This is a genomic window from Pseudomonas sp. GD04158 (genome assembly GCF_029834875.1).
GTDB lineage: Bacteria > Pseudomonadota > Gammaproteobacteria > Pseudomonadales > Pseudomonadaceae > Aquipseudomonas > Aquipseudomonas hydrolytica.
Map to the genome: position 1 here is coordinate 38990 of NZ_JAODYT010000007.1, position 14740 is coordinate 53729.

Annotated in this window: 25 protein-coding genes; 21 read left to right on the plus strand and 4 right to left on the minus strand. The window is 63.0% G+C overall.

The window, feature by feature from the left end; translation table 11 throughout:
* Nucleotides 1-11 precede the first annotated feature (11 nt).
* From N7333_RS04725 to N7333_RS24240, 3 genes are read right to left on the minus strand one after another with little or no spacing between them, the layout of a single operon-like run.
* Nucleotides 12-740, minus strand: coding sequence for a hypothetical protein (locus tag N7333_RS04725; RefSeq protein ID WP_129483245.1), 729 nt, complete (start codon nucleotides 738-740; stop codon nucleotides 12-14).
* A gap of 22 nt (nucleotides 741-762) precedes the next feature.
* A complete protein-coding gene (locus tag N7333_RS04730) occupies nucleotides 763-1149 on the minus strand; it encodes a hypothetical protein (RefSeq protein WP_074919277.1) in 387 nt (128 codons plus the stop codon).
* Between the two features lie 4 nt (nucleotides 1150-1153).
* On the minus strand, nucleotides 1154-1573 hold the full coding sequence (locus tag N7333_RS24240; protein ID WP_305955312.1) for a helix-turn-helix domain-containing protein: 420 nt from the start codon (nucleotides 1571-1573) through the stop codon (nucleotides 1154-1156).
* Between the two features lie 98 nt (nucleotides 1574-1671).
* Here N7333_RS24240 and N7333_RS04740 point away from each other — a divergent pair, with 98 nt between their 5' ends.
* From N7333_RS04740 to N7333_RS04840, 21 genes are all read left to right on the plus strand, one after another.
* Complete coding sequence (locus tag N7333_RS04740) at nucleotides 1672-1884, plus strand: DNA-binding protein (RefSeq protein WP_074919264.1); 213 nt, start codon at nucleotides 1672-1674, stop codon at nucleotides 1882-1884.
* A 36-nt stretch (nucleotides 1885-1920) separates the two neighbouring features.
* Nucleotides 1921-2490, plus strand: a complete 570-nt coding sequence (locus tag N7333_RS04745) for a hypothetical protein (RefSeq protein WP_129483243.1) — start codon at nucleotides 1921-1923, stop codon at nucleotides 2488-2490.
* Nucleotides 2491-2590: 100 nt separating this feature from the next.
* Nucleotides 2591-3070 carry a hypothetical protein gene (locus N7333_RS04750; protein ID WP_129483242.1) on the plus strand — a complete coding sequence of 160 codons (480 nt, stop codon included), beginning with the start codon at nucleotides 2591-2593 and terminating at the stop codon, nucleotides 3068-3070.
* Entirely contained in the window at nucleotides 3067-3291 is a 225-nt protein-coding gene (locus N7333_RS04755; protein WP_129483241.1) for a hypothetical protein, read from the plus strand. The genes N7333_RS04750 and N7333_RS04755 overlap by 4 nt, the downstream gene beginning before the upstream one ends.
* Nucleotides 3288-3596 carry a helix-turn-helix domain-containing protein gene (locus N7333_RS04760; RefSeq protein WP_024308355.1) on the plus strand — a complete coding sequence of 103 codons (309 nt, stop codon included), beginning with the start codon at nucleotides 3288-3290 and terminating at the stop codon, nucleotides 3594-3596. The genes N7333_RS04755 and N7333_RS04760 overlap by 4 nt, the downstream gene beginning before the upstream one ends.
* 16 nt (nucleotides 3597-3612) lie before the next feature.
* The gene (locus N7333_RS04765; RefSeq protein ID WP_129483240.1) at nucleotides 3613-3894 is read left to right on the plus strand and encodes a hypothetical protein; all 282 of its coding nucleotides are present in this window, start codon (nucleotides 3613-3615) and stop codon (nucleotides 3892-3894) included.
* On the plus strand, nucleotides 3894-4859 hold the full coding sequence (locus N7333_RS04770) for a hypothetical protein (RefSeq protein ID WP_129483239.1): 966 nt from the start codon (nucleotides 3894-3896) through the stop codon (nucleotides 4857-4859). Before N7333_RS04765 ends, N7333_RS04770 begins: the two co-directional genes overlap by 1 nt.
* 3 nt (nucleotides 4860-4862) lie before the next feature.
* A complete protein-coding gene (locus tag N7333_RS04775) occupies nucleotides 4863-6638 on the plus strand; it encodes an integrase (RefSeq protein WP_279858549.1) in 1776 nt (591 codons plus the stop codon).
* Nucleotides 6638-7837 (plus strand): AAA family ATPase, encoded by a 1200-nt coding sequence (locus N7333_RS04780; protein WP_024308351.1) that lies wholly within the window; start codon nucleotides 6638-6640, stop codon nucleotides 7835-7837. Before N7333_RS04775 ends, N7333_RS04780 begins: the two co-directional genes overlap by 1 nt.
* 3 nt (nucleotides 7838-7840) lie before the next feature.
* Nucleotides 7841-8266: a hypothetical protein gene (locus N7333_RS04785; protein ID WP_279858550.1), complete on the plus strand. Its 426-nt coding sequence runs from the start codon at nucleotides 7841-7843 to the stop codon at nucleotides 8264-8266.
* Entirely contained in the window at nucleotides 8263-8622 is a 360-nt protein-coding gene (locus tag N7333_RS04790) for a hypothetical protein (protein ID WP_279858551.1), read from the plus strand. The genes N7333_RS04785 and N7333_RS04790 overlap by 4 nt, the downstream gene beginning before the upstream one ends.
* Entirely contained in the window at nucleotides 8619-9335 is a 717-nt protein-coding gene (locus N7333_RS04795; protein ID WP_279858553.1) for a hypothetical protein, read from the plus strand. Before N7333_RS04790 ends, N7333_RS04795 begins: the two co-directional genes overlap by 4 nt.
* Nucleotides 9332-9544 carry a hypothetical protein gene (locus N7333_RS04800; RefSeq protein WP_279858554.1) on the plus strand — a complete coding sequence of 71 codons (213 nt, stop codon included), beginning with the start codon at nucleotides 9332-9334 and terminating at the stop codon, nucleotides 9542-9544. Before N7333_RS04795 ends, N7333_RS04800 begins: the two co-directional genes overlap by 4 nt.
* A complete protein-coding gene (locus N7333_RS04805) occupies nucleotides 9537-10157 on the plus strand; it encodes a DUF3164 family protein (RefSeq protein ID WP_129483237.1) in 621 nt (206 codons plus the stop codon). Before N7333_RS04800 ends, N7333_RS04805 begins: the two co-directional genes overlap by 8 nt.
* Nucleotides 10158-10159: 2 nt before the next feature.
* On the plus strand, nucleotides 10160-10405 hold the full coding sequence (locus N7333_RS04810; RefSeq protein ID WP_129483236.1) for a hypothetical protein: 246 nt from the start codon (nucleotides 10160-10162) through the stop codon (nucleotides 10403-10405).
* A complete protein-coding gene (locus N7333_RS04815; RefSeq protein ID WP_129483235.1) occupies nucleotides 10402-10842 on the plus strand; it encodes a hypothetical protein in 441 nt (146 codons plus the stop codon). The genes N7333_RS04810 and N7333_RS04815 overlap by 4 nt, the downstream gene beginning before the upstream one ends.
* Complete coding sequence (locus tag N7333_RS04820) at nucleotides 10843-11052, plus strand: hypothetical protein (protein WP_129483234.1); 210 nt, start codon at nucleotides 10843-10845, stop codon at nucleotides 11050-11052. It abuts the gene before it with no gap.
* Nucleotides 11052-11447 carry a hypothetical protein gene (locus tag N7333_RS04825; RefSeq protein ID WP_129483233.1) on the plus strand — a complete coding sequence of 132 codons (396 nt, stop codon included), beginning with the start codon at nucleotides 11052-11054 and terminating at the stop codon, nucleotides 11445-11447. Before N7333_RS04820 ends, N7333_RS04825 begins: the two co-directional genes overlap by 1 nt.
* The gene (locus tag N7333_RS04830) at nucleotides 11444-12010 is read left to right on the plus strand and encodes a regulatory protein GemA (RefSeq protein ID WP_129483232.1); all 567 of its coding nucleotides are present in this window, start codon (nucleotides 11444-11446) and stop codon (nucleotides 12008-12010) included. Before N7333_RS04825 ends, N7333_RS04830 begins: the two co-directional genes overlap by 4 nt.
* A complete protein-coding gene (locus N7333_RS04835) occupies nucleotides 12010-12558 on the plus strand; it encodes a hypothetical protein (protein WP_129483231.1) in 549 nt (182 codons plus the stop codon). The genes N7333_RS04830 and N7333_RS04835 overlap by 1 nt, the downstream gene beginning before the upstream one ends.
* Nucleotides 12555-12923 carry a Mor transcription activator family protein gene (locus N7333_RS04840; RefSeq protein WP_252576714.1) on the plus strand — a complete coding sequence of 123 codons (369 nt, stop codon included), beginning with the start codon at nucleotides 12555-12557 and terminating at the stop codon, nucleotides 12921-12923. Before N7333_RS04835 ends, N7333_RS04840 begins: the two co-directional genes overlap by 4 nt.
* 167 nt (nucleotides 12924-13090) lie before the next feature.
* Here N7333_RS04840 and N7333_RS04845 read toward each other — a convergent pair whose 3' ends face one another.
* Nucleotides 13091-14557, minus strand: a complete 1467-nt coding sequence (locus tag N7333_RS04845; protein ID WP_273255408.1) for an NCS1 family nucleobase:cation symporter-1 — start codon at nucleotides 14555-14557, stop codon at nucleotides 13091-13093.
* Nucleotides 14558-14740: the final 183 nt, after the last annotated feature.

Below are 14740 nucleotides of genomic sequence, written 5' to 3' on the forward strand. Positions count from 1 at the left end.
GCGTTTTCGCCTCACTGCCCCATGATCTCCTTATAGCGCCGCTGATACTCCTCGTAGCTCAGCCCCTGCGTGTTCTGCAGCTCTTGGATCTGCTGTTCCTTGCTCTTCACCGCAACCTCACCAGCCTGGCCGGCAGGGCGTGTCGGCACTGCCTCCCACTTGGGAATCCTTGAGGCCGGAGCGGCAGTTGGGTGCGAAACAGCCCCGCCCAGCGCCGTAGACATGGCTTGCAGATAACCGAGCACATAGGTGGCCGGCAGCTCGACAATGACGCCACCCTGCTGAGAAGAGAAGCGAACTTTCAAGCCCGAACCTGCATTGGCCAGGACCTCCAGCGGCACAACTGCTGACGTGCTTTCGTAGTAGCTGCACCGGCTAGAGCGACAGCTATACACCTCCCTGTTCGTGGATACGGTTTCAAGAGGAATTGGCCCCGGCAGCGTGGCATTGGAGAAGAACATCCAAGCGTGAGAGAGGTAGCTCCACTTCACCCGAAGGGCATGAGTTATCGAGCCGTCCTTCTTCGACTGGATGGCGGCGAGCTGGGCTTCGTAGGTCATGCCCATCACCGGATTACCCGTCACGGGTGGCGCCAGGTAGATCCTGCTCTCGCTGTACTCGCTTTCATGCACGCGAGTTGCCTGTGCGACCTCTGTAGGCGTTTTGTTTCGGAAGTCTGTAGCACAGCCGGATAGAAGAACGGCAGCCAGCACCGTGAAAAACATTGCTCTGATCTTCATTACACAGGCCTCATCCATGTGGTTATTCGCGATAGCGATTACGGCGGCTCTCGAAGTAGGCCGCACCGATCTCAACAACAAGCGGAAGTAAAAACCAGATCACTGAAAGCGCTGCGATGGCAATACCGACCGACAGTGCCAGTGTCTCTGCCAGCCCTTCTATACCTGGCGCCAGGCCTCTTTCTGACCGCCAACCATGTAACCAACCGAAGATGAAGAGCACTCCCAGACCGAACAGCGTCATCTGCCCACGGGCCTTTTCATCTCTCTCTTCCTTGGTGCAGTGGTTGCAGATGCTCTTTTCACGATCAATGACCCTGACCTCGCATCGCGGGCAAGGCTTGATCTGATTCTCGTAATAGTCCCGCCCGGCGACTCGGTTGTTGCTCCCCTCAACCTGGATATCCACGGTGCTACTCCTTCGTTTCGTTGTAATCCCTTCCAGCTACTCGGTTCCCATCGCCTGAAACGCTCATGCCATCAGCCTTACCGTCAGCTTTGCGTGTCTTCTTACCCGTCAGCATTTCGGCCAGAAGGAGCTTACGAGCACGGGCCGGCATAGCGCGATATGCCTCGAGCAAGACTTGTTCGTCTGCTGGAAGTTGAGCGACGGGATGGGCTTTCGAGCGTTCACCAAGCACCACGTACATCAAGTCCACACCTTCGCTAGCCCAGGCAGCAAGCCCCCCAGCGTCGGGCGTTCGCTCGCCGCTCTCATAGCCGAAAAGAGTTTTTCTGCTTACTCCAGCCACAGCCGCGAAGTCGGTTTGATTGAACCCTAGCCGCTTCCTTTCCTCAGCAAGCCGCTCGCCAATGGGCAAATAAGTACCCATAAACCTCCTTGACGATGGGTAGTTTTCTACCCATACTCAGCCTCACAAACACCAAAGATTCTTATGAATCTTCAACTACCAGCCGAGGAGCCACCGCCATGGCAACCCAGCAAAAACCCAAGACCGTCGAACAGGTGAAAGCCCAGTTCCGTGCCAAGGGCCTAACCGTCAATCAATGGGCGAAAGACCACGGCTTTCCGCCCACCGCCGTTTACCAAGTGCTCAACGGCTTCTCCAAAGGCAACTACGGCCAGTCGCATGTCATTGCAGTTGCCCTCGGCCTCAAGGACGGCGAAGCCGTTGCCGCTTAACCACCCCCAACCACAACAGCAGCGAGGGTCACCGCCATGACCGACAAGCCGCAAGTTGCGCTCGAAGAGATCGAGCTGATTCCCCACCCCATGGACGCCTGGCGCGCCGCGCTCAACGCGCTGATCGCCTGCGCACCTGGTGATGGCCCTGCCATTGCCGCACACCTGGCCGAAGCCCGCCAGCAGGCCCTGGTGTTCGTCGATCGCACGCCGGCCAGCGCCGGTACCGCAAAGCTGATCGATCGCCTGATGCTGCTCGGCGCCGGCCAACTTGTTGGGCAGCAGCTGAAGGCTAAGGCCTACCAGGATCTGCGCAACGAGTTCGGCTTCAAGGCCGACGCCGAGGTCATTGGCATTGACTTCGCCGCCCCTCACGGGCGCCGGCCAGCTGCTCAACCAGCCCCTGCATCATCGTCTGAGCATGCGGCTCAGCCTGCGCACCAGGCCACCTCGTCCCCAGCATCGAGCGCTCCAGCGGAGCCGGGTCAACGCCCTGCAGCTCCAGCTGCGCAGCCAGGTAAAGCCAGCACCGCGCAAGCGCCTGAATCTGCCCCTCAACCTGCAGTAACCGAACCTCGTCCATCGGGTGACTCCCCATGCCTGTGAATGTACCCCAACAGGCTGGCCTTTTGGTAACAGCATTGCCAATGGGCAAAAAGCCTATTTGTTTGCACGCCGCCTCCTGCCACGCCGGGAGGGCCATCCAATGACGCGCCGCTCTTGGAAGAACGCCCAGCCCAGCAGCATCCGTCAGGCCATGGAGTGGTCGCTGGACTTCGCCAAGGAGCGGCACAACCTGAGCGTCGAACGCATTGCCGAACGCATGGGCCAGGCCAACCACTGGGCCCTCTACAAGTGGCTCACCGAAGGGCGCATGCCTGCTGTGCTGATCCCGGCCTTCGAGCATGCCTGCGGCATCGCCCTGGTCAGCCGCTGGCTGGCATCCACCAGCGGCAAGCTGCTGATCGACATCCCGTCTGGCCGCACCTGCACCGCGCAGGACGTAAACGAGCTGCAGGCCGTACTCAACGCGACCACGGGTGCCCTGATCGCCTTCTACCAGGGCCAGGTCGATGCCGACGCTGCCCAGGCAGCGCTGCAGTCCGGCCTCACCAGCCTGGCCTGGCACCGCGCCAATGTGCAGCAGCACGCCAACCCACAACTGGATCTCGGAGAGCAGCCATGAGCCCGGAAAGCCTCGCCCTAATCATGGACATGCATGAAGCCCTGGAGCCGTTCGACGGCTACCGCGAGTGGAACGCCGTCAGCCAGCGGGCATTCGCACGCCACTGCCAGAAGCTCGGCAAGCCCCTCGCTCAGCTCACCATCGAGGATCTGCAGAACGCAGCCAAGGCCGCCGACGAAGCCGCCGCCGACTACTTCGCACTACTCAGGACTTCAGCATGACCACCCCACGCACCTCCGACAGCGGCGCGCGAATCCTGCGCGTGCTCAAGGCCCTCAAGGGCTACAGCCTCACCGGCATAAGCAACGGCGAGTTGGCAAAGGGGCTCGGGGAGAGCCCGGCCAACATCAACCGCGCCATCAACACCCTGATCGCCGAAGGCCTGGCCGTGAAGCTCGACAACGGCCGCTTCGCCCCAAGCATCGCGCTGCTGCAGATCGCGCAGGCCCACGCCAACGAGATGGGTGCCGCACAGCACCGCATCAACGAAATCAACCAACGCGTGCTGGCCGGTGCCAGCCGCTGACAACAAGGAGCACAACATGGACTTCAACCGACTGGCCAACGCTCTGCTCAGGGGCGAACAAAAGCACAGCGAGCCCTTCATGCAGGGCATGACGGCAGTGCTGCGCAACCGTATCGACCAGACCCTGGTCACCAGCCCTTACCAGGCCGGCACCGTCGAGGCCGATGCGTTCGAGCATGGTCGCCTGCGCGGCCATAACGAGTTCCGTAACGCGCTGATCGAGGCCGACAACAACCGCTTCCAAGCCATCAGCCGCCTGCAGAAGCTGGCCAACGGCAACGCACAGGAGGCCGCGTAATGTCTCGTAAAGCCGCCCCCACCGCCGAGCTGGTACAGGACGTCCCGGTCAACGAAGAAGCCGTCAACGTCATCCAGAACCTGGGCGCAATCGCCCAAGGCCTGCAGGACGAGCGCGACCTGGCCAACCAGATCCTCGGCCAAGTACAGATGGCCCGCTCCATCGCCCGTTTTGCCGACGTCGTCAGTTTGTCGAAGCTCGCCCATATCAAGGAAACCAAGATGTACCGGGCCTTGCAGGGCAAAAAGGGTATCGACGCCGACGGCAACGAAATTGCCGACGTCGGCACTTGGGACGGTTTCTGCCAAGCCCTTGGCCTGTCCCGTTCGAAAGTCGACGAAGACCTTACCAACCTGAAGGCGTTCGGCGAAGAGGCGCTCAAGCAGCTGGGCGCCATTGGCGCCGGCTACCGCGAGCTACGCCAATGGCGCCGCCTGCCCGAAGACGCCAAGTCCGCGCTGATCGAGGCCTCCAAGCAGGGCAACCTCGACGCAGTGCAGTACCTGGCCGAAGAGCTGATCCACACCCACACCAAGGAAAAGGACGAGCTGCAGAAGAAGCTCACCGACACCCAGGCCGACTACGACGCCCTTGGCGAGGTGCTCAGCAAGAAGAGCGCCGAGCTGGATCGCACCAAGCAGGATCTGGAGAAGGCCAAGCGCCGCATCGAGACCATGTCGGCCGACGACGCCGCCAAGGAGCTGCGCCAGGAGGTTGTCGGCATCGCCTTCGAGGCCGAGGCCGACATCAGCGGCAAGCTGCGCGCCGCCTTCGCCAGCCTGGAGCAGCACGGCAGCGAGACCGGCAGCGACCACCGCAACTTCCAGGCCCAGCTGATCGCCCACCTGCAGCGCCTGCTCGGCGAGCTGAAGGCCGAGTTCCAGCTGCCCGAGGTCGGCGAAGAGGAGGACTTCTCCTGGATGCACCAGGAAGGCGTCAAGCCCATCACGGATGCAGAGGCCTAACCCATGAGCGCCGTCATTACCCAACGCCTGGTCGACCTGGACCGCTCGCTGCAACGCGCAGCGCGCGGCCAGCGTACCGCCCTGTGCCGGGCTGCGGCGCAGGAGCTGGGCCTGAGCCTGGCAACCCTATACCGCAAACTGGAGGAAGTGACCGTGGCCGCTGCTCCCCGTAAACGCCGCGCTGATGCCGGCCAGAGCGCGCTCACCCGCGAGGAGGCGCTGACCATCAGCGCCACCTTGATCGAGTCCGCCCGCCGCAACGAAAAGCGCCTCTATTCCCTGGGTGATGCCGTCGAAGCGCTACGCGCCAGCGGCATGATCCGCGCCGAAGCCGTCGACAAGGTCAGCGGCGAGATCCGCCCGATGTCGCTAAGCGCCATCAGCCGCGCCCTGTATGCCTACAAGCTGCACCCTGACCAGCTGCTAGCCCCGGCGCCGGTGACCGAGCTGCAGAGCCTGCACCCCAACCACATCTGGCAGGTGGACGCCTCGCTGTGCGTTCTCTACTACCTCAAGCCCACCGCCGAGAAGAACGCCAACGGCCTGCGCGTGATGGAGGCCGACCAGTTCTACAAGAACAAGCCCAAGAACCTCGCGCGCATCGCAGCTGACCGGGTCTGGTCGTATGAAATCACCGACCACGCCAGCGGCTGGATCTACCTCCAGTACGTGATGGGCGCCGAGAGCGGCGAGAACCTCAACAGCGTGCTGATCAACGCCATGCAGGAGCGTGGCGGCGCCGACGTCATGCACGGCCGGCCCTTCGGTCTGATGATGGACCCAGGCTCAGCCAACACCGCCGGCATGACCAAGAACCTCTGCCGCAGCCTGGGCATTCAGATGATCGTCCACGCACCTGGTGCTGCTCGCGTCACCGGCCAGGTGGAGAACGCGCGGAACATCATCGAGCGCAAGTTCGAGGCTGGCCTGCGCTTCCAGCCAGTGGCTGACCTGGACGAGCTGAACGCCCTGGCAGCCAAGTGGCGCATGCACTTCAACGCCACGGCCAAGCACAGCCGCCACGGCAAGTCGCGCACCGACGTGTGGCTGACCATCCGCCAGGAACAGCTGATCAAGGTGCCCAGCGTCGAAGTCTGCCGCCAGCTGGCCGTGGCCGAGCCCGAGAGCCGCAAGGTCAACACCAAGATGCGCGTCAGCTTCCAGGGCCGCGAGTTCGATGTATCAGTGGTGCCGGATGTCATGGTCGGCGACAAGATCATGGTCACCCGCAACCCCTGGAACGATCAGGCCGCCCAGGTGGTGACCGTCGATGCCCACGGCCACGAGGTGTACTACCTGGTGCCTGCCATCGAACGCAACGAGCTGGGCTTCGACGTAACCGCCCCGGTGATCGGCGAAGCCTTCAAGCGCATGGCCGACACCCCGGCCCAGGTGGCACGCAAGGAGGCCGCCAAGCTGGCGATGGGTGCCGAGACTGAGGAAGACGTGGCAGCGGCCCGCAAGGCCAAGGCCATCCCCTTCGGTGGCCAGCTGCAGCCCTATAAGCACATCGACGATGCCCAGCTGCCCACCTTCATGCCGCGCCGTGGCACTGAGCACGAACTGGCCGCGCCTACCGTCGTCGCGCCGCCGCTCAGCATCTTCGCCGCTGCCAAGCGCCTGCAGGCGCGCTTCACCGACTGGAGCCCGGAGCACTACGCCTGGCTTAGCCAGCACCACCCGGCCGGCATCCAGGAAGAAGCCCTCGATAGCGTCGAGGCCAGCCTGCGCGCCGCCTTCACCCGCCGACCAACCCTTTCCGTCGTAGGAGGTGCGTGATGCTCAAGCTCAAAGCACTGCTGCGCTACCACAACCTGGGCCAGGCCGACCTGGCCCGCGAGTTGGGCCTGAGCCGCCCGACCATTTCCCAGCTGATCAACCACAGCATGTGGCCCAAGACCATCCCGCAGGAGGACTTGAAGGCGCGCATCGTCGCCTGGCTGGAGAGTTTCAACGTCACCGGCATGCAGCTGGTGGGCATTTTCGAAGAGGAGGAGAACCAGGAGCAGAACACCAAGGTGGCCGCTGGGCGCTGCAACGCCCAACGGCCTGAGCACCGCAATCCCAAGAAGCCAATCGAGGAGCCCGACACAATGCTACTACGCGCAACCAAACTGACACAGCAGGCACGCCAGCACTTCGGCATGTTCGGCGACCCGTTCGCAGACCCGCGCACCAGCGCTGATCTGTTCGTCTCGCCGGATATCCGCTATGTGCGCGAAAGCCTCTACCAGGTCACGCGCTACGGCGTATTCCTGGCGATCCTGGGCGAGTCCGGCTCGGGCAAGTCCACCATCCGCAAGGATCTGCACGAACGCCTGCGCACTGAAGACAAGCCGGTGATCGTCATCGAGCCCTACGTCATCGGCATGGAGGATGACGACTTCAAGGGCAAGACCCTCAAGGCCATGCACATCTGCGAGGCCATCCTGGCCACCGTAAGCCCTGGCAGCAAGATGCCGCGCGGCCTGGATGCCCGGTACCGCGCCGTGCACAACGTGCTGCGCGAGTCGCACCGCATGGGCAACCGCCACGTCCTGGTGATCGAGGAGGCGCACGCCATCCCGGTACCGACCCTCAAGCACCTCAAGCGCTTCTTCGAGCTGGAGGACGGCTTCGAGAAGCTGCTCAGCATCGTGCTGATCGGCCAGAGCGAGCTGGCCAACAAGCTCAGCGAGAAGCGCGCCGACGTGCGCGAGGTGGTGCAGCGCTGCGAGGTGGTGAAGCTCAACCCGCTCGACCAGCACCTGGGCGACTACCTCAAGCACCGCTTCAAGCTGGTCAACAAGCCGCTGGAAGAGGTGATGGACGAGCCGGCCATCGAAGCCCTGCGCAGCAAGCTCACCGGCACCGGCTCCAAGGAGAACGGCTCGGTGCTGTACCCGCTGGCCGTACACAACATGCTGGCCGCTGCCTTCAACCAGGCCGCCCTGGTCGGCGCCACCCGCCTGTCGGCGGACATCATTGCGGAGGTGTGAGCCATGGCCATCACCATCGAACAAATCATGGAGCAGGCCCAGGTGTACACCGACGCCTTGATCCTCGTCAGCCAGCCATTCGCCCCCAGCGATGCAAAAGAGCTTGCCGAATTTCAGAAGCAGGTACTGCTGGAGCTGCTCGTCGCCTTCGAGGACGAAGCCCATACCGCTGGGGCCCAGGAAGCCCAGCTCGACATGGCCAAGCCGCTGATCGAGTGGCACCAGAACCGCCTTGGCAACCTCGGCCAGTTGCAGAAGGCGGTAGAGGGCACTCAGATCTGCCTCGGCGTGGACGATGCCAATCCAATCGTACTTCAGGGCGCAATGCTCAAAGGCTGGCGCTTCGCTCTTGCCCTCGCCGAGCAGCAGTTCGGGAAGTTCCCGCTGTCCATCGAGCGCAAAGCTCCCACCAGCGACGAGGAGGAATGACCATGGTTACCTCGAACGTCCATCCCATCAGCACCCAAGCCGCCATCGACCTCGCCATGCGCGGCCATGCCATGCCGGTCTGCACGGTGCTGACCCCTGAGCTGGCTGACAAGCTTCGCGTCATCAACGAGATGTCTCGCCGCCTGCGCGCGGCGGACGTGCGCGTCGAAGTCACATCGCCGCTCGACTGCAAGATCTTCATCAAAGCCGAGGACTCCGATCAGCTCGCCGCATCGTTCAGCAGCGAATGGCGCAGCCCGAGCTGGAGCACCAAAGGCGTCCACACCATCAACAGCGTCCGCCTCGGCGGCTGCTACGTCTGCTGGCTGACGCCGGCAAAGGGGCTGCAGCAATGAACGCTTTCACCATGAAAAGCATGGACAGCGCACCTAAAGACGGACGTGAAGTAATCCTGAAAGTGGCGCGCCGGGCCGGGATTGCCGGCTGTTTCCTGGTCGGGCATTACATGCCAGGTGGTCACTGCATTGAGGATCATCCAGCGATCGCCGCCGGCTGGTACTTCTGGAACGGCCTCATGTTCGATAAAGCAGCTGAGCCTATCGGCTGGTGCCCGCTGCCTGGAGAAGCTGCCGATTCGATCACCGTCCTCGAAGCCTGGGAGGCTATCGGCCACGACATCGGCATGAATCCATCGAAGGACGAGCTGCTCGACTCACTCCGCTATATGTCGCGACTGGCTACGACGCTCAGCGAGGCCACCAACCCAGCCGTCCACCGTTTGCTAACCGAGCGCATCCGCCAGATCCAGCAGCACGGCTACGACAGCGACCATGACGATGACCATGCCTGCGACGAGATCGCAGCACTGGCCACGTACTACGCGATGCCACCGTCTGCCCGTTACTGGGATGCAACCAGCACCGGCTATGGCCACACCCTGGGCGAAGCGATCCTGCCGGAAGGCTGGACTGCCAAGCCATGGGATGGGGAAGAAGCCGGCCGCATCCGCGAGCTGGAGAAAGCGGGTGCGCTGATCATCGCCGAGCTGGAGCGCCTGCACCGCGCCGAACAACGTGCCGCCGAGCCGGCCGAGGCGGTGCAGTCATGAACACCATGGCCAAGTCCGCCGTACAGCTAACCGTCGAACGCCGCCTACGCGAAGCCCTGGAGCTGCTCAAGCGCGGCGCCGGCTACGCATCGGCCACTTCGACCATCGGTGGCCAATTGCTCAACGACGAGATCTGCCGCTTCCGCGAGGCGGTACAGGCCGAACTCGAAATCAACACCCAACAAGCCGAGGAAGAAACCCATGGCTGAGCAAATCCAAGTCCCTGAAGGCTTCCGCCTCGACGCCCAGGGCCGTCACGTACCTGAATCCATGATCAAACCGCTCGACCTGATGCGCGACGAACTGGTGATGGCCATCGTCGGCAAGACCCAGGAACTCAACCTGGCGCTGGTCGACTTCAAGGCCAAGGTTTTCGGTGAGGTCGACGCCCTGGTGGCAGTCGCGGCCGACGAGTACGGCGCCAAGCTGGGCGGCGCCAAGGGCAACGTCACGCTGTTCAGCTATGACGGCCGCTACAAGGTGGTGCGGGCCAAGGCGGACAACATCCGCTTCGACGAGCGCCTGCAGGGCGCCAAGGCCCTGATCGACGAATGCCTGCAGGAGTGGGTGAAGGGCTCGCGCCCCGAGATCATCACCCTGATCAACGACGCCTTCAAAGTCGACCAGGCCGGCAACATCCGCACCGGCAGCGTCCTCGCACTGCGCCGCCTGGAGATCACAGACGAACGCTGGATTCGCGCCATGCAGGCCATTAGCGACGCGGTCACCGTGGTCACCACCAGCTCCTACGTCCGCGTGTACGAGCGTGTCGGTGATACCGACCGGTACGAGCCCATCAGCCTCGACATTGCGAAGGTGTGACCATGGCACTTTCTACCGAAGACCGCGCGCGCCTGATTGATCGCCTGGATCGTAGCTTCCAGGCCATGCCGCGCTGGGTAAAGACCGCGACCAAGCATGCGATGGGGGCGCCTTCGCACCATCCCGCAACCGGCAAGAAGTTCGAGAGCTTCCGTGAGGTCATCGAGGCGGCTGCCGACGAGACACTGCTGATCCTCAAGGAGGACTTCGAGGACAACGACGATCTGGCGCCGGAGGTTCTGCAATGAAGACCCTCATTCACTTCAAGGACAGCGGCCAAGACTTCCTACGCTGGGCTGTCGACGAGAACGGCACAGTCATCGACTGCTGGCCCTTCCAGGCCGATGTCTGGAAAGGGCTAAAGGTCACCAACCTGGCAAAACTGAAGGTAGGCGGCGTCGTTGAATACAACCATCACGGGCGCAGCGGCTGCATCAGCCACCTGGTGACCGGCGTTGTTCCGCTGGCACCGGTGGAAGTCAGCGTGAGATTGGACGGCGATGGCTATGCCACCAATACCGTCCGAGGCAAGCGCGCCAGCTGCACCTATGACGCCTCGCTGGCCGTAGAGCGGCTGGGCGACAAGCTGTTCCCTGGTTACCACCTCATCATCGAGCGCCTGCCTTGCACGGCAGTAGGCCGTTTGTACGGCAAATGGCGTATCGAACCAGCGGGGGCCATCTAAATGAGCCTGCTCAACGGGAAAGACACCGAAACCACCACGCTCCTGCACGTCATCCAGGCTGCAGAGGCGAGTCAATCCAACCACTTCGAACTGATCAGCCTGGGTCTCGACAGCGGGCGCGATCTGATCCTGGTTGCCGTCCTGGCTGATGACCTGGACGCCACCCGTCGAGTGCTCGAAGGGTTGCAGGATCTGCAGGAGGTGCGCTGATGGGACACCCAATCTTTCACGAGGCCCCCTCCAGGGACATGACCAAGGCTCAGGAGCGCCAAGCCGAGCTGGATGCGCAGGTCGAAGCCTTCCTGGCCAAGGGCGGCGAGATCAAGGCCTTCGACAACTTCCGCCGTCCTATCGAGAGTGGGCCCTGGCGCTCTAAGTCGATCAGCCCGGAGCAGCAGAAGCCAGTCCAGGCTGCGCCCATCAAGGCGAAACCGGCCAAGCCCGCCGCTCCTGTGAAGGCAAAGCCGGTACCGGAGGTGCCAGCCGAACCGGTGGTAGTGGCTACTATCGACCTCAGTGCCGAGCTGCGCGCCTTGCGCAAGCAGACTGCAGCCATCAACCGCCGCCTCAATCGCCTGAGCTGCTCTATGGGTGGTCGCGCATGAGTATCTCGAAAGGCGTACTCGGCAAGATCCACATCGCCAAGGGCCAACTGGGCATGGATGACGACAGCTATCGCGCACTGCTGCGCCGCGTGGCCGGAGTCGAGTCGGCAAAAGACCTCAACACCCGCCAGGCCGGCCGGCTGATGGTCGAGCTGGAGCGCCTGGGCTTCAAACCGAAGCCCAGCGGCAAGGCGAAGGGCAAGCCGCACAACTTCGCCCAGCTGTCCGGCGAGATCGAGGTGATCGAGGCTCAGCTCACCAACATGGGCCTGCCCTGGAGCTATGCCGATGCGATCGCCAAGCGCCAGTTCGGCGTAGAGAAGGTCGCATGGCTGAAAACGCCCAAGCAGCTAACGGCGGTGCTGGCGGCGTTGCACGTCGAGCAGGAGAAGCGCGAGCTGCTCCACCAGGTGGAAACCCTGTGCAAGGAGCTGGGTGTGACTGATCCAGAACGGGTAGACGGTTTGGAAGCCCTGCCGAAGGGGTGGAAGCGCCAGCGTCCAATTCTCAAGGCACTGGTGGGTGCCCTCAATAACCTGGTCATCGCGCGGAGGGGCGACTGATGCAGCTGCAATGCCCATGCTGCGGTGAGCAGTTTCCGATCGAGGCCGGCTTCGCAGACGCGGACGGCAAGAAGCTGGCGGCAATGCTTGCCGGCCTCGATCCGAGGCTCGGCCGGGCGGTGCTCAACTACCTGCGCCTGTTCAGCCCGGCCAAGCGCGGCCTGCGCATGACCCGCGCCATCAAGCTGCTGGAGGAGCTGCTCGACCTGGTCAACGCCGGCACGGTGCAAAAGGACGCCCGCACCAACGATTCCAAGCCGGCGCCGCCCAGGATCTGGACGGCCGGCATCGAGCAGATGCTGATCGCCCGCGATCGCCTGTCGCTGCCACTCGATAACCACAACTACCTGCGCACGGTGGTCTATGGCATCGCCAGCGACCCCGCCCAGGCCCAAGCCGCCGCTCCGGCCAAGCCGGCCCGCGCGGCTGCCACCACTCAACAGATCCTGCAGGACGCCCTCGGCCGCATCGAAGCCGATCGCCGCCTGGGCCTTATTAATGAAGAGGAAGCCGAACGCCGCATCGCAGCGGCAAGGGGGAACGCATGAGCGCAAGGCCAACAGCGATGGCGGAGAAGCGCCACGAACTACTCAGCGATATCGCCGACCACGTTGCGGCAGTTGTTGCAGAGCACGGGGTCGATGCGGCGATCGCCGAGCAGGCCGGCGCGGCGGTGGTCGAGCATTTGTCCAATACCTGGGCGGGAAGCTGCGTCACGTTCCCAAAGGACTTCCGCTGGCGTATCACTCAGCGGGATCTGGAGATCCTGGGCAAATTCAACGGCCGCAACCACCACGCGCTGGCCGTTGAGTACGACATGACAGAGAATGCGATCTACAAGCTACTCAAGAGAACGCAGGACAGGAAGTTCGACCGCGATCAGCACAAACTCGACCTCGGCGACGGCCTGTAACCCCGGCCGCCGCCGTTTCACCTACGGCAACACTGTTACAAACCCCATCCCGCTATTTTCCCCTTCGTTCCTTTATATCCCGCCTTTATCGCGCTTTCCCTGTCATATCTTTCTCAAGCCTGCACATAACGCAGCAATGGCAACGCAGGTAGTTTTTCAACAGCCTGTTAGACGGTGGCGTCGGCGCGCTTCATCGCCTGCGCCTGGCCGCGCATCAGGCCATAGTGCAGTAGCGCGCCGAGCAGGGCGCCAAGCAGCCAGGAATAGCCCGACAGCTGGGTCAGAACGGGCGCCCAGACCGAGGCGACGGAGAACACCGAGGCGATGGCAAAGGCGATCAGCGCCTTGCGGTTCCAGCCGCCGTCGAAGTAGTAGGCCGAGCCGACTTCGGCGCTGAACAGCTGCTGCAGGTCGAGCTTGCGCCGGCGCACCAGGTAATAGTCGACGACGATGATGCCGTACAGCGGCGCCAGCACGGCGCCGAGGGTATCGACGAAGGCGGCGATGCCGACGTTGCTGATGAAGGCGACCCACAGCGCGCCGATGAAGAAGGCGATGCCGGCGGTGATGAAGCCGCCGGTGCGCGCGCTGATATGTGCCGGGGCCAGGTTGGCCAGGTCGTAGGCCGGCGGGATGAAGTTGGCCACCAGGTTGATGCCCACGGTCGCGGCGAAGAAGGTCAGCGCGGCGATGATGGTCAGGGTCAGGTTATCGACGCGCGCGACGATGTCGGTGGGGTTGGTCAGCGTCTCGCCGAACACCACCACGGTACCCGCGGTGATCACCAGGGCGATCAGCGAGAAGAACGCCAGGCTCACCGGCAGGCCGAGGAAGTTGCCGATGGTCATCTGCTTCTCGCTTTTGACGAAGCGGGCGAAGTCGCCATAGTTGATCACCACCGCGGCGAAGTAGGCGACCATGGTGCCGACCACCGCGAAGAAGGCAGCCACCGGGCCGGCCTTGTATTCACCGGTGCCACTGAAGATGTTGCCCAGCTCGCTGAGCAGGCTGGGGCCGGCCTTGTACCAGATCAGGCCCATCAGCGCGATCATCACCACGTAGACCAGCGGCCCGGCCCAGTTGAGGAAGCGGGTGATCCAGCTCATGCCGCAGACGAACAACGCCACCTGGAACAGGCAGACGATCACGTAGGACAGCCAGCCGATGGCGGTCAGGCCCATGTATACGGCCGGGTCCTGCGGTTGCAGCAGCGAGTTGAGCAGCAGCGCCACCGCGGTGGAGGCGAAGTAGGTCTGCACGCCGTACCAGAAGATGGCGACGATACCGCGTACCAGGGCGGGGAAGTTGGCGCCGCGCACACCCATGCTGGCGCGGGCGAACACCGGGAAGGGAATGCCGTACTTGACGCTGGGTTTGCCGGTCAGCTGTACCAGGCCCATGACGATGAAGCCGGCGAGGACGATGCCGGCCAGTACCGCCCAGCCATTGAGCCCGTAGGAGATGAACAGCGTCGCCGCCAGGGTGTAGCCGAACAGACTCTGAATGTCGTTCGACCAGACGTTGAAGATCTCGAACCAGCCCCAGGTACGTTTCTCGGGAGCCAGGGGGGCGAGATCCTCGTTGTGCAGCGAGGTATCGATGTGCTTGATGCGGAAATCTTCGGCGTTGGACATGGACAGCTCCCAGTTTTGTTCTTGCGCCGCGACGGCGTATGAGGAGGTTTGTCTGCAGGTTTCGTTCCGATTTTGTATTCGTGTCATGACTGAATCTGTGTATACAGCCATTTCAACAGTGTTTCGGTAGGAACCTGTTTGTCTTGTACACAGAAAATCCGTTGCTGAATATGGCTTTCTGAC

Coding starts and splice junctions, on each gene's coding strand:
- N7333_RS04725 (WP_129483245.1), bottom strand. CDS start 740: ATGAAGATCAGAGCAATGTTTTTCACGGTGCTGGCTGCCGTTCTTCTA.
- N7333_RS24240 (WP_305955312.1), bottom strand. CDS start 1,573: ATGGGTACTTATTTGCCCATTGGCGAGCGGCTTGCTGAGGAAAGGAAG.
- N7333_RS04740 (WP_074919264.1), top strand. CDS start 1,672: ATGGCAACCCAGCAAAAACCCAAGACCGTCGAACAGGTGAAAGCCCAG.
- N7333_RS04745 (WP_129483243.1), top strand. CDS start 1,921: ATGACCGACAAGCCGCAAGTTGCGCTCGAAGAGATCGAGCTGATTCCC.
- N7333_RS04750 (WP_129483242.1), top strand. CDS start 2,591: ATGACGCGCCGCTCTTGGAAGAACGCCCAGCCCAGCAGCATCCGTCAG.
- N7333_RS04755 (WP_129483241.1), top strand. CDS start 3,067: ATGAGCCCGGAAAGCCTCGCCCTAATCATGGACATGCATGAAGCCCTG.
- N7333_RS04760 (WP_024308355.1), top strand. CDS start 3,288: ATGACCACCCCACGCACCTCCGACAGCGGCGCGCGAATCCTGCGCGTG.
- N7333_RS04765 (WP_129483240.1), top strand. CDS start 3,613: ATGGACTTCAACCGACTGGCCAACGCTCTGCTCAGGGGCGAACAAAAG.
- N7333_RS04770 (WP_129483239.1), top strand. CDS start 3,894: ATGTCTCGTAAAGCCGCCCCCACCGCCGAGCTGGTACAGGACGTCCCG.
- N7333_RS04775 (WP_279858549.1), top strand. CDS start 4,863: ATGAGCGCCGTCATTACCCAACGCCTGGTCGACCTGGACCGCTCGCTG.
- N7333_RS04780 (WP_024308351.1), top strand. CDS start 6,638: ATGCTCAAGCTCAAAGCACTGCTGCGCTACCACAACCTGGGCCAGGCC.
- N7333_RS04785 (WP_279858550.1), top strand. CDS start 7,841: ATGGCCATCACCATCGAACAAATCATGGAGCAGGCCCAGGTGTACACC.
- N7333_RS04790 (WP_279858551.1), top strand. CDS start 8,263: ATGACCATGGTTACCTCGAACGTCCATCCCATCAGCACCCAAGCCGCC.
- N7333_RS04795 (WP_279858553.1), top strand. CDS start 8,619: ATGAACGCTTTCACCATGAAAAGCATGGACAGCGCACCTAAAGACGGA.
- N7333_RS04800 (WP_279858554.1), top strand. CDS start 9,332: ATGAACACCATGGCCAAGTCCGCCGTACAGCTAACCGTCGAACGCCGC.
- N7333_RS04805 (WP_129483237.1), top strand. CDS start 9,537: ATGGCTGAGCAAATCCAAGTCCCTGAAGGCTTCCGCCTCGACGCCCAG.
- N7333_RS04810 (WP_129483236.1), top strand. CDS start 10,160: ATGGCACTTTCTACCGAAGACCGCGCGCGCCTGATTGATCGCCTGGAT.
- N7333_RS04815 (WP_129483235.1), top strand. CDS start 10,402: ATGAAGACCCTCATTCACTTCAAGGACAGCGGCCAAGACTTCCTACGC.
- N7333_RS04820 (WP_129483234.1), top strand. CDS start 10,843: ATGAGCCTGCTCAACGGGAAAGACACCGAAACCACCACGCTCCTGCAC.
- N7333_RS04825 (WP_129483233.1), top strand. CDS start 11,052: ATGGGACACCCAATCTTTCACGAGGCCCCCTCCAGGGACATGACCAAG.
- N7333_RS04830 (WP_129483232.1), top strand. CDS start 11,444: ATGAGTATCTCGAAAGGCGTACTCGGCAAGATCCACATCGCCAAGGGC.
- N7333_RS04835 (WP_129483231.1), top strand. CDS start 12,010: ATGCAGCTGCAATGCCCATGCTGCGGTGAGCAGTTTCCGATCGAGGCC.
- N7333_RS04840 (WP_252576714.1), top strand. CDS start 12,555: ATGAGCGCAAGGCCAACAGCGATGGCGGAGAAGCGCCACGAACTACTC.
- N7333_RS04845 (WP_273255408.1), bottom strand. CDS start 14,557: ATGTCCAACGCCGAAGATTTCCGCATCAAGCACATCGATACCTCGCTG.